This is a genomic window from Methylosinus sp. H3A, assembly GCF_015709455.1.
Classification (GTDB): Bacteria; Pseudomonadota; Alphaproteobacteria; order Rhizobiales; family Beijerinckiaceae; genus Methylosinus.
Genome location: NZ_JADNQW010000005.1, coordinates 1,918,836 through 1,930,914 on the forward strand (window position 1 = coordinate 1,918,836; position 12,079 = coordinate 1,930,914).

The window sequence follows — 12,079 nt, forward strand, 5'->3', positions numbered from 1 at the left end:
CGCGGCGAGGGCGAATCGCCGCCGCCGCGAGCGCCGCGCGAGCGCGCCCAGGCAACCGAATTCGGGACGAAAAGGTAAAGGCGCGGCGCCCGGAGGCCTCGCGCGGGCGCGAGGGGCTCGCGATATATGGACGAATATGGGGCCGCGGCCTCGAGACCTCGCGCGAACGGCGCGGCAACGCCGCGAGATCGCCGATTCGTGCCCGCTCCGTTCCGGCATGATTCCAAACCTTAACGCGATGGTCGTCGCAACGTCGTGATTCGCATGTTGACAAGCCGCCAGGACGGAGTCCGCGTCGGACCTCGCGCTGCTCGCGGTCGATCCATGCTGCAAAATATGAGATTTAGAAGCCCTAGTGTTCGTGAGGCGGGTGAGAGACCATATCTCGAGCGAACAGAGCGTGACTCCGAGCTCGTAAGCGATTCGGCCGCGATTCGTTCGTCGCCTGTTCGAAGTCTGAAATGGCGTCGTCTCCGCTGTTCTAATCCGGGACGTGCGCCGCTATCGATTCTGGCGTGGGCTCGCGTCAGGGCTCCAGGTGAAATATAACGCAGAGCCATGGGCCCTATGCTCACCGCCAAGAGACCGGCCGCGCCGGGCGTCCGTCCGTCGACCGCCGGCGTCGCCGCCGTTCTGGGGCCGACCAACACCGGCAAGACTCATCACGCCATAGAGCGGATGCTCTCCTATCCGACGGGCATGATCGGCCTGCCGCTGCGCCTCCTCGCGCGCGAGGTCTATGCGCGAGTGGCGGAGCGTGTGGGGTCGGACAATGTCGCGCTCATCACCGGCGAGGAGAAGATAAAGCCGCGCGCGCCCGCCTATTGGGTCTCGACCGTCGAGGCGATGCCGCGCGATCTCGATGTGGATTTCGTCGCCGTGGACGAGATTCAGCTCGCCGCCGATCTCGACCGCGGCCATGTCTTCACCGATCGCCTGCTCTATTGGCGCGGCCGCGTCGAGACGCTGCTGATCGGCGCGGAAACCATGCGCTCGCTGATCGAGCGGCTGTTGCCGGGCGTTCCCATTTTCACGCGGCCGCGGCTGTCGCATCTGAGCTTCGCCGGCGAGCGCAAGCTCGCGCGCCTGCCGCCGCGCAGCGCCATCGTGGCCTTCTCCGCCGAGGACGTCTACGCCATAGCGGAATGGATCAAGCGTCAGCGCGGCGGGGCGGCCGTCGTGCTCGGCGCGCTCTCCCCACGCACGCGCAACGCCCAGGTCGATCTCTTTCAGAACGGCGATGTCGATTACATCGTCGCCACCGACGCCATAGGCATGGGCCTCAATCTCGATGTCGACCACATCGCCTTCGCCTCCGACCGCAAATTCGACGGCTGGCGCCATCGTCGCCTCACCGCCGGGGAATTGGGCCAGATCGCCGGCCGCGCCGGGCGCAATATGAACGACGGGACGTTCGGCTCCACCGGCCGTTGCCCGCCCTTCGACGAGCAGACGGTCGAGGCGCTGGAGAATCACTGGTTCGATCCGCTGGTCGCGCTGCAATGGCGCAACGCCGATCTCGATTTCGAATCGATCGAGGCGCTGGTCGAATCGCTGGAGCGCGCCTCCCCCGACGAATGCCTGCTGAGGGCCCGCACCGCCGAGGATCAGATGGTGCTGGAAGTCGCGGCGCGCGACGAAACTGTGCAGCGCAACACGAAAACCAGAGCCGATATTATGAGACTCTGGGACGTGTGCCAGATTCCCGATTATCGTAAGACCTCGCCCGCCGCCCATACCGAGCTCGCGCTCGCCGTCTATGGCTATGTGGTGCGTCGCGGATTGATCCCAGGCGATTGGTTCGCAAAGCAAATCGCCGCCGTGGACCGTATCGACGGCGACATTCACACCCTGTCCGCGAGGCTCGCTCAGGTGCGGACCTGGACATTCATCGCCAACCGATCCGGCTGGCTCGAGAATCCAGAGCATTGGCAGAGCGTCGCTCGTCAGGTAGAGGACAGTCTGTCCGACGCGCTGCACGAACGCCTCACGCAGCGTTTCGTCGATCGCCGCACCAGTGTGCTGATGCGCCGCCTGAGAGAGAATGCGATGCTCGAAGCCGAAATCACTACTGCCGGCGACGTAATGGTCGAAGGTCAGCATGTCGGACAGTTGCAGGGATTTCGCTTCACCGCCGATCCACAGGCGACGGGAGAAGCGGCCAAGGCGCTGAACTCCGCGGCGCAGAGGGCGCTCGCCGGCGAGATAGAGGCGCGCGCCGCCCGCGTGTTCGACGCGGTGGACGACGCCTTCCTGCTGGGCAATGACGGGACCATTCGCTGGCTCGGCGAGCCCGTCGGCAAGATCGCGCCCGGCGCGGCGACGCTGACCCCGACGGTGCGGCTGCTGGCCGACGAGCAATTGACCGGCGCATCGCTGGAGAAAGTGCAGCAGCGCCTCGATCTGTGGCTGGCGCAGCACATCAAGAAGCTGCTCGGCGCGCTGGAGGAGCTCGAGAAGGGCGAGGGGCTCGAGGGCGTCACCCGCGGCATCGCCTTTCAGCTCGCCGAGGAGCTCGGCGTTTTGGAGCGTAGCCGCGTCGCCCGCGAGATCAAGACGCTCTCTCAGGAAGACCGCGCCGCCCTGCGCAAGAAGGGCGTGCGTTTCGGCGCCTATCACATTTATCTGCCGCAGCTGCTGAAGCCGGCGCCGCGCTCGCTCGCCGCTCTGTTGTGGGGCTTGAAGCATGGCGGGCTCGACAATCTGAAGGGCCTCGAGGAGGTGCCGCATCTGGCCGCCTCCGGCCGCACCTCCTTCGCCGCCGATCCGTCGATCTCCAAGGGATTCTACCGCGCCGCCGGCTTCCGCGTCTGCGGCGAGCGTGTGGTGCGCGTCGATATTCTCGAGCGCCTCGCCGATCTCATCCGGCCGGCGAGCGCCTATCGGCCGGGCGTGACGGCCGGCGACCCGCCCGCCGGCGCCGCCGATGGCGAGGGTTTCGTCGTCACCGTGGCGATGACCTCTCTCACCGGCTGCGCGGGCGAGGCCTTCGCCTCCATATTGCGCTCGCTCGGCTATCAGTCGGCCGAGCGCCAGGGGCCGGCGATCACCGTGCCGTTGCTGGCCAAGGCGGCGACCGAGCCGCTCGCCCCGACGCCGGCCGCGCCTGTGGCCGAGGATGGCGAAGCGGGCGCCGAGCAGGCCGAGGCGCCGGCCGAGCAGACCGCGGAATCGCTCGTCGAGGAGGCCGAGACTCTCGTCGAAGCGGCAGAGGAGGCCGAGGCGGCGGACGTCGTTGCGGAGAGCGTCGAGCCCGCGAACGTCGAGCCGACCAGCTCCGAAGAGACCAGCTCCGAAGAGGCGAGCTCCGAAGCGACCAGCGCTGAAGAGACCAGCGCTGAAGAGGCCAGCGCCGAAGCGCCGGAGGCGGTTGCCGAGCCCGTCGCCGCCGAGCCCGTCTCCACGGAGCCGGCGCCGATCGAGATTTGGACGCTGCAGCGCCACGTTCCGCAGGCGCCGCGCCGGCGTCATGGCGGCGCTCCGGGCGCGGGCCAGGAAGAGGGCGGCCGCTCCGCGCGGCCCTCCGGCGAGCGTCAGCGCGGCCCGCGACCGGGCCAGGGGGGCGGCGGACGCCGCCCGGAGCCGGGGGAGGGCGCGCAGGCCGAGCACAAGCCGCGTCCCGACGCCCGCAAGGAGAGCGGCTTCCGCTCCGGCGGCGGCAAGCCTCGCGGCGACAATCCGCGAGGCGACAATAATCGGCCGCCGCGGGACGACCGCCGCCGCGGCAATGGCGGCTTTTCGACGCCGGAAAAGCGGGAGAGAGAGCGGCTTCCCGACCCCGATTCGCCCTTCGCCAAGTTGTTGGCGCTGAAGGCCGAGCTCGAAAAAAAGGGCAAGAGCTGAAATTTTGCCTCAAATGACTGGTCTTGTCCGACCCATGCCGAAGCGGCCGCGGGATCGCTCGGGGGTGGGATCGCGTCGACTTGCCAAATCCGGATCGTTCGGCCTATTGCTGGCGTGATCTTAGGCGCGCTGGCGCTGGCCGATGCTATCGGGCCTCGTCGATCCCGAATGCCGGCCGTGGGCGAGATCCTGTCCGCGGCCGTCGTCTCGTGGCGAGCGCGGCGTCGGACGAAGGCCTTCCACCGAAAGGCGATACATGACGAAGATACTTCCTGTCATTATGTGCGGCGGGGCGGGCACGCGCGTATGGCCCGAATCGCGGGAGTCGCTCCCGAAACAATTTATCCCGCTCATCGGCGAGAAATCGACCTTTCAGACGACCATCGAGACGCTGTCGGACGAAGCCTTCGACAAGCCGGTCATCATCTCCAACGCCGATTATCGCTTCCTGGTCACCGATCAGCTGCGTGAGATCGGCGCCTGCGCCGATATCGTCCTCGAGCCCACGCGGCGTGATTCCGCCGCCGCCGTCGCCGTCGCCGCAGGTCTCGCCGCCCGGCGCTCGCCGCAGACGATCGTCGTCGTGCTGGCCGCCGACCATGTCGTGCGCGACAGACAAGGCCTCGTCGAGCTCTGCAAAAAGGCGGCGGCCGCCGCGGCCGAGGGCCATATCGTCACGCTCGGCGTCAAGCCCGACAGTCCGGCGACCGGCTATGGCTATCTGCGACCGGGCGAACGGCTTTTCGGCGAGGTCTCCAAGCTCGAGGCCTTCGTCGAAAAACCCGATCGCGACACGGCGCAGCGCTATATCGACGCCGGCTATCTGTGGAACAGCGGCAATTTCATCTTCCGCGCCGATGTGATGCAGGAGGAGATCGCGCAATTCGAGCCGGCGATCTTCGAGGCGGCCGAAAAAGCGATCGACGCCGGGCGCCGCGATCTGGATTTTCTGGTGCTGGACGCCGAAGCTTTCGCGCGCGCGCCCAAGACCTCCATCGATTACGCGGTGATGGAGAAGACGCGCCGAGCCGCGGTGATCGAGGCGGACATCGGCTGGTCGGACGTCGGCAATTGGCGCGCCGTTTGGGAGCTGACCGAGCGCGACACGGCCGGCAATTCGGTGCGCGGCAATGGCGTGATCCGCGACTCGCGCAATGTGCATGTGCGCTCGGACGACACTCTGACGACGGTCGTCGGCGTCGACGACGTCATTGTGGTGACGACGCAGGATGCGGTGCTGGTGCTCGGCCATGAGCATGGCGACAATGTCAAGCAGCTCGTCGATCAATTGAAGCGCGAGAACCGCCGCGAGGCGGGCGAGCACAAGCGCATCTTCCGTCCCTGGGGCTATTATCAGTCGGTGGATTCCGGCGATCGGCATCAGGTGAAACGCATCGTCGTGAAGCCTGGCGCGCGTCTGTCGCTGCAGAAGCATTTTCATCGCGCCGAGCATTGGATCGTCGTCAAGGGAACGGCGGAGGTCGGCCGCGATCAGGAGACGCTGCTCGTTCACGAGAACGAATCGATCTATCTGCCGATCGGCTGCATTCATCGCCTGAGCAATCCCGGCAGAATCGACCTCGAGCTCATCGAGGTGCAGACCGGCTCCTATCTCGGCGAGGACGATATCGTGCGTCTGCAGGACGTCTACAACCGCGGCTGACGCGGTTTGCGCTCGGCGAGCCTCTGAGCTCGCGGTCCAGGGAGCGCTTTGGACCGCGAGCTTTCAGTCTCGCATCGTAGCCGCCGGCATTTCGGCTCATTGCCCGCGGCTCTGCATGCTATAGCGCTCGAGCAGATCGGCGAGCGCCGCATCCCGCGCGGCGCCCTGCTTGCGCAGATTGAAATAATGCTGGCAGAGATCGCCGAAGGTCTGCTTGTTCTGCGTCACGGCGGAAATGCGCGCGAGACTTTCGATCAGCTCCGCTTCGTCCTCCGCCGCGCCGATTTCCGCGAGCATGTCGCCGAGCTGGCCGGCGCGATTGGCGAGCATGCGTGGCGATTCGAGAAAATGCGCGCCGCCGGTTTCGAGCGCCGCGCGCAATCGCGCCACCCTCGCCTCATCGACCGGCGCGCCGCCGCTTTTTCGCGCCGCGAGCCAATAGGCCGGATCGACGCGATCGATCGGCGTCAGCCATTTCGGCAGCGCGTCTCTACCCTTCACCTCTGCGACGGGGCGCTGCGGGGCCGTGTCCCCGCAGGCGCAGAGCAGCGCCGCCAGCGTCGCGCAGAGGGCGGCGAGACGCGGCGCCGCCATCGTCACTTGCCTTGCAGCTTTTTGACGAGTCCCTGCAGACCGTCCTTCAGGAAAGTGGTCATCGCCTCGCGCGCGGCGTCGTCGTTGAGATTGTCCGGCGGCTCATTGCTGGTGTCGCCGCGATAGAGGCGGCCATACCATTGCACCTCGCTGCCGCCGCCGGCGGCCGGCTTCACCGCCAGCGTCGCCGAATAGGAGCTGATCGGCAGCGCGTCGAGATTTGCGTCCGACATGCGATAGCTGAGCTTCATCTGCTGCGGATCATATTCGTCGAGGCTCTCGGTCACGACGCCGCCCTTGCGCAGCGTGATCTCGCGGACGGCGCCATTGGCGTCGCCGCCGGTCGCCTTCACGCTGGCGACATCCGGATGCCAATCGAGCGAGCCGAAATGGCCGACGAGCGCCCAGACGGTCTTGGGATCGGCGGCGACGGTGATCTTCTCGTCGACCTTGATCGGCGTCGGGCCATGCGCCAGCGCCGGCGCTATGGATAGAAGGAAGGCGAAAAGGGCGATTTTCGGTTTCATTGGAATCTCCTCGGACGTGCGGTTGCGAGACGGGAGCGCCGGCGTCGCGCGAAAATTTCGGCGAGCGGGACGATGAGATAGAGGGCCGCGAAGCCCGCCAGCGCGGCCGCCGCGAAGGCGGGGCGCAGATCGACGGGCGCGAGGCTCGGCCGCGGACGCGCGACGGAAAGAAGCGCGGCGGCCAGTCCGTCCGGCTTCTCCAAATGGGCGTAGGCGAGGCCGGTGCGCTCGGCGAGCTGGCGCAGATAGGGCTCGCGCACGGAAGAAAGATGCTCCGAGCCGATCGTCATGGCGCCGCCGAAGGGCGCATTGCGCGGGTTGTAGCCCTCGCGCTGCTCGACGCCAGCCGGCGGCAGGCCGAAGCGGCTCTCATGCGGCACCTCGTCGGCGCCATAGAAGCCGATCTCGCGGCCGCGATCGTCGAATTTCGGTATGGGCGCCGGCTCATAGCCGCCGGCGCCGAGGATGAGGCCCAAAACCTCTCCGCTCTTGCCCTCGAAGACCGGCGCGCCATAGGCGGGCGGCGGCGGCGCCTCCTGGCCGTCGGTGACGAAGACGAGATCCGCGTCCACACGGCGCGCCATTTCGATGGCGCGGAAGAGACCGGCGGAAATGCGGCTGTCGCCCTCCCAGGCCATGCGCCAGTCGAGGCCGGAGATCGCCGCGTCGATCGCCGCGAAATTCTCGCAGACGTCGACCGGCTCGAAGAGAAGGAAAGGCTCGCGCTCCGTGAAAATGGCGAGCCCGACGCGCGAGGGGCAAGGCAGATCGGCGACCAGCCGCCGCAGGGCCTGCTTGGCGAAATCGATGCGGCTCGCCGGCGCGCCGCCCAGCGCATAATCGCGCGTGTTCATGCTGCCGGTGATGTCGAGCGTCAGCAGTGCGTCGACGCCGTTGCGCACGGCGCTGGCGCGCGGAAAGACAAAGGCCGCGACCAGCATCGCCGCGGCGAAGGCGAGCGACAGAAAACGCGCGTCGCGCAGCCGGGCGGTCACGGCAGCCCCTTGGGCGCGCCGGGAATGTCGGTCCAGATTTTTTTCGGATCGGCGGGGAGCTCGTCGCCGCCGGAATGCTCGAGCTGCGGATTGTCGCGCACGAGGCGAGCGGCGACGTCGAGATTATATTTCGCGTCCCAAAAGTCCGGCCGATATTGCAGCGCGCGGCGATATTCGCGCCGCGCCAGCTCCACGAAGGGCCCCGCCGGCTCCAGCTGGCCGCGCTCCAAGAGATCGAAGGCGTGGCGCAGCAGCGCGTTGCCGAGATCATAATGGGCGAGCGCGGCGAGCGCCTCGCGGCCGGCGGCGCCCAGCGGCTCCAATAGCGCGCGCGCCTTGTCGAATTCGTCGCGCTTCGCCAGAAAACCCGCGCGCGCGGCGAGCAGCTCCGGCGTGGAGGCGGCGTCGGTCTCGACGTCGCGGCCGGCGGCGAGCGCGCCAAGGGCGGCGTTGTCGGCGCGGGCGCGCCATGCGGCGAGCGCGCCCTGTAGCGCCCCGGCGAGCGCCGCGCCGAGCAGCAGCAGCAAAAGCGTCGAGCGCCAGCGCGCGACGAGACGCGCGATCGTCTCCCACGCTCTCCGCATCGTCTGCGCGCGCGCCGCTTCGATCATGCGGGCCTCCTCGCGGCCGATCGCGCCGACGGGGCGCGCGCGGCCTGCTTCAGACTCGTCTCCGCAAATTTCGCCGCGAGCAGAAAGGACGAAGCGAAGGCGGCGACGAGAAGCGCCTCGCTGGTCAGATCCTTGCGCGGAATGCGCTCGGCGTAGCGGAAAGGCCGGCGCTCGAGCCGGTCGATCTCGGCGATGGCGTCCGCGACCGCGGCGGGGCCCTCGGCCTCGAAAGCGTGATAGGGGACGCCGAGCGATTTGAAGAAGAGATCGAGATGGCGCTCCGGCAAGGCCTGCGGCGTGTCCAACTCGTCGGCGTCGGGCTTGTCGCTGAAGCCCTTGGAGCCCTGCGTGCGCAGGAACAGCCAATAGAGATTGGGCCGAATCTTGCGGAAGTCGGCGCGCAGCTGATCCTGTATGCGCGGATCGATGACGGCGGCGCCGTCGGAGACGAGCAATATGACGCGCGATTCGACCTCACCGCCGGCGGGCAGTTGCGAGAGCGCCATGGCTAGGCCGCGGCCGATATTGGTGTAGCCGAGACCCGGCCGGTCGATCGCCTGAACGGCGGCGCGCACCGCCTCGCGATGATCGGTCATCGGCATGACCAAAATCGGCGAGGTGGCGAAGGCGGTGACGCCGAAGAGATCATGCGCGCGGCGGCCGACGAAATCGCTCATGATGCGCTTGGCGGCGGCGGCTTTCGATTCGTCGCCGCCCGCGGGCGTGCGGCCGGCGAAGGTCTCGTTCATGCTGGCGCTGCGATCGATGAGGATCGAGATTTCCGCGCCCTCGCCATAGCGCAGCACAGAGCGGCCCTCGCGATAGGGGCCGGCGACGGCGAGCGCGCTCGCGCCGATCGCGAGCATTGCGAAAAGCCGTAAGGCGAGGGCGACGACGCCGGAGAGCGCGTCCTGCGGAGCCGCCGCGACAGAGGCGACGGGCGAAGGCCGCAGCGCCGAGAAGAACAGCGGCGCCAGAACCAGCGGCAGCAGACACAGCGCGAGCGGAGAGGCGACGCCAAAGCTCATCGCGCGCTCCTTTCGAGCGCCGCCAGCGACCTCGCCAGCGCGACGATATCCGCCAGACTGAGATCGGCGCCCATGTTCGCGACGCCGAAGAAGAGCGCGCGCGATGTCGCGAAGAAGCGCTCGAGCGGCTCTTTCGCGGAAACGAGCGCCGTATTGTGAGAGAGAAAGGCGCCGAGATCCTCGGCGAAGATGCGGCGCCCGGCGGTTTCGTCGATCGCGCGATGCAAGGCGAGCATCGCCGCGCGCCGCGCCGTCTCGTCGCCGCGCCGCGTCAGCGAGGCGATGCGACGCGCGGCGGCCGCGAAGACGCGGGCGCGACGGCGATGGAAAGGCGGCCAGCCGCGATCGTGCGCGACCAGGATCGACGCGCCGAATGCGAGCGCGAGAAAGACGCCGGCGCGAATGGCCGGCGTCGTGGCGTCGCCTTCCGCGACGCTCGCGTCGGGACGCATATAATCAGTCGGATCGTCGCGTCGCTGCGGCAATACTTCGCGCAGCGGCGAAACGCCGATCTCCCAGGCGGGCGCCTGCACGGTCTCGGTCGCGCCCTCGCGCGTGAAGCGCAGCGAGAAAGGCGGAATCTTCAGCTCGCGCACGTCGAGCGCGACATAGAAGAGCTGATAGGTGAGCTCGACATTCCAGCGCGTGAGGCCGTCGCCCGCCGCCTCTTCCCGCAGGCGCATGTCGCGCAGATCGAGCCAATAATCCAGCGCGCCGGGGCGTGGCAGCGAGGCCGTCTGCAGGCGCAGCGCGGAATCGGCGACGATCTCGAGCCGCGCCGTCACCAGATCGCCGACGAAAAAGCCGAAGCTGCGATCGGCGTAGAGACGCACGGATTTCACCTCCGCCGCGGCCGCCTGGCCGATGAGCGCGAGGAGAAGAGAAAGGGCGAGAAGGCCGGCGCGCATCGGTCAGAGTCCGAGCAGATGACGCGACAGCGCGTCGGCGTCGAAGGCGTCGCTGATGACGAAGGGCGGGCGTCCATGGGCGAGAGCGAGGCGGCGCAGCGCGTCGCGCCGCTCGGCCTCGCGCGCGATCCAGCGGCGGCGCAGGCCCGGGCGCATGAGCACGAGCCGCCGCGCGCCGCTCTCGAGATCGTCGAGCTCGACGAGGCCGAAGCGCGGAAGATCGCGCTCCTCGGCGGAATCGCCGATGAGGATGGGCGCGAGATCATGCTGCGCCAGCATGCCGAACAAACGGGCCGCGAAGCCCGCCGGCCAGCGGAAATCGGAGACGAGCAGCACGAGCTTGCGGCGCCCGGCGATCAATCCCGCGGCTTCCGTCAGCCCTTGCGCCGAAGCGCCGCGCGGCTGCGCGCCGCGCATGCGCTCGGCCGCCTCCATCGCCGCGCCGCGGGCGCGCGTCGCGGGCAGCAGCAGATCGCCGCGCAACGTCTCGTCGCAGGCGACGAGGCCGAAGCGATCGCCGATGCGCGTCGCCGAGAAAGCCAGCGCCGCGCAGAGATCGGCGACGATGTCGAGCCGGCGCGCGGCGCCGTGAAAACCCATGGAGGCGGAAAGATCGACGAGCGCATAGACGTCGATGGAGTTGCGCTGCTCGAAGCGGCGCACATGGGTCTCGCCGATGGGATCGCGCATGGTGGCGCGAATGTCGATGCGCCGCGCGTCGGGAAATTGGATGAAGCGCGCGTGATCGCGGAACACGCCTATGCCGCCGACGTCGACGCCGCCATGCGCGCCGATGGAGCCGTTGGAGACGCGGCCGCGGGGACGATAGGCGATGTCGAGGCGCTCGGCCATCACGCCCCGTGTCTCAAGGCGCCGGAACTGTGGCGAAGGCGGCCCGGCAGAGATCGCGGACGATGTCGTCGCCGCGCATCGCATAGATCGGGTCGACGAAAATGCGATGCGCCATCGTCTCCAGGAAGATTTCGCGAATATCCTCCGGCGTCAGCGCGTCGCGGCCCTCGAGCCAGGCGCGCACGCGGGCCGCGCGGACCAGAAAAGCGACGCCGCGCGGGCTCGCGCCGCCGCGCACTAGGCCGCGCATTTCAATGTCCGGCAGAGTGACGCCCGCCGCGAGCGGATCGCGCAGCGCATCCCACAGCTTCGCCACATAGGCCTGCAGCGTCTCGCTCGCGCCGACGCGCGTCTGGATGAGCTCGGCGACAGAATTGAGCTCGCGATAATCGAAGATCGGCTCGCCTATGTCCTCGAGCAGGCGGTCGACGTCATGGAAGCGCGGATCGAAGATCAGCGCGCGGCGCGCCTCCGCGTCGCTCGGCGTCTTCATGGAAATTTCCATGAGGAAGCGGTCGCGCGCCGCGGCGGGAAGCTCGAAAGTTTCTTCCCGCTCGACGAGATTGCGATCGGCGAAGACCTGCAGCGCGGGAAAGCGATATTCGCGATTGAAGGCGGAGACGCTGCGCTCGGCCATGAGGCGCAGCAGCAGAGAATGCACCTGCGGGCGGGCGCGGTTGATCTCGTTGAAGAAGAAGATCGAGAGATTTTCTGCCTGCCGCAGCACGGGGCCGGGCTCGACGCGCGGGCGGCCGTCGTCGGCGAGATAGGTGTGATAGACGAGGTCGCTCGGCATCAGATCGACCGTGCCCTCGATGCGCGAATAGGCACCTCCGAGCGCGCGCGCCACGGCGCGCAGCAGCGTCGTCTTGCCGACGCCCACATCGCCCTCGAGCAGCACATGGCCGCGCGCGAAAATGGAGATCGTCACCAGACGGATGACGTGGTTCTGGCCGATGACGGCGCGCGAGACGCGCCTTTCGAATTCCTGCGCCTTGGCGCGCCAGTCGGCCAAGGTCGCGTCGATTTCGGCGGTCTCTTTCACGCGCAGCGAGTCC

The 12,079-nt window shown here is 68.1% G+C and carries 10 protein-coding genes; 2 read left to right on the forward strand and 8 right to left on the reverse strand.

The features are described from left to right. Positions 1-567: 567 nt before the first annotated feature. Positions 568-3,843 carry a helicase-related protein gene (locus IY145_RS11985; protein ID WP_196408423.1) on the forward strand — a complete coding sequence of 1,092 codons (3,276 nt, stop codon included), beginning with the start codon at positions 568-570 and terminating at the stop codon, positions 3,841-3,843. 256 nt (positions 3,844-4,099) lie between these two features. Continuing rightward, a complete protein-coding gene (locus tag IY145_RS11990) occupies positions 4,100-5,506 on the forward strand; it encodes a mannose-1-phosphate guanylyltransferase/mannose-6-phosphate isomerase (protein WP_196408424.1) in 1,407 nt (468 codons plus the stop codon). A gap of 96 nt (positions 5,507-5,602) precedes the next feature. Here the strand turns inward: IY145_RS11990 and IY145_RS11995 are convergent, their stop codons facing one another. From IY145_RS11995 to IY145_RS12030, 8 genes are read right to left on the reverse strand one after another with little or no spacing between them, the layout of a single operon-like run. Then, positions 5,603-6,100: a hypothetical protein gene (locus IY145_RS11995; RefSeq protein ID WP_196408425.1), complete on the reverse strand. Its 498-nt coding sequence runs from the start codon at positions 6,098-6,100 to the stop codon at positions 5,603-5,605. Positions 6,101-6,102: 2 nt separating this feature from the next. Continuing rightward, the gene (locus IY145_RS12000) at positions 6,103-6,627 is read right to left on the reverse strand and encodes an SRPBCC family protein (RefSeq protein ID WP_196408426.1); all 525 of its coding nucleotides are present in this window, start codon (positions 6,625-6,627) and stop codon (positions 6,103-6,105) included. After that, positions 6,624-7,568: a vWA domain-containing protein gene (locus IY145_RS12005; RefSeq protein WP_196410517.1), complete on the reverse strand. Its 945-nt coding sequence runs from the start codon at positions 7,566-7,568 to the stop codon at positions 6,624-6,626. Before IY145_RS12005 ends, IY145_RS12000 begins: the two co-directional genes overlap by 4 nt. 50 nt (positions 7,569-7,618) lie before the next feature. Continuing rightward, positions 7,619-8,233 (reverse strand): MxaK protein, encoded by a 615-nt coding sequence (locus IY145_RS12010; protein WP_196408427.1) that lies wholly within the window; start codon positions 8,231-8,233, stop codon positions 7,619-7,621. Further along, positions 8,230-9,261: a vWA domain-containing protein gene (locus IY145_RS12015; RefSeq protein WP_196408428.1), complete on the reverse strand. Its 1,032-nt coding sequence runs from the start codon at positions 9,259-9,261 to the stop codon at positions 8,230-8,232. The genes IY145_RS12010 and IY145_RS12015 overlap by 4 nt, the downstream gene beginning before the upstream one ends. Then, positions 9,258-10,169 (reverse strand): nonribosomal peptide synthetase MxaA, encoded by a 912-nt coding sequence (locus IY145_RS12020; RefSeq protein ID WP_196408429.1) that lies wholly within the window; start codon positions 10,167-10,169, stop codon positions 9,258-9,260. Before IY145_RS12020 ends, IY145_RS12015 begins: the two co-directional genes overlap by 4 nt. A gap of 3 nt (positions 10,170-10,172) precedes the next feature. After that, on the reverse strand, positions 10,173-11,021 hold the full coding sequence (locus tag IY145_RS12025) for a DUF58 domain-containing protein (protein WP_196408430.1): 849 nt from the start codon (positions 11,019-11,021) through the stop codon (positions 10,173-10,175). A gap of 13 nt (positions 11,022-11,034) precedes the next feature. Further along, positions 11,035-12,066, reverse strand: coding sequence for a MoxR family ATPase (locus tag IY145_RS12030; RefSeq protein WP_312030580.1), 1,032 nt, complete (start codon positions 12,064-12,066; stop codon positions 11,035-11,037). Positions 12,067-12,079 lie beyond the last annotated feature (13 nt).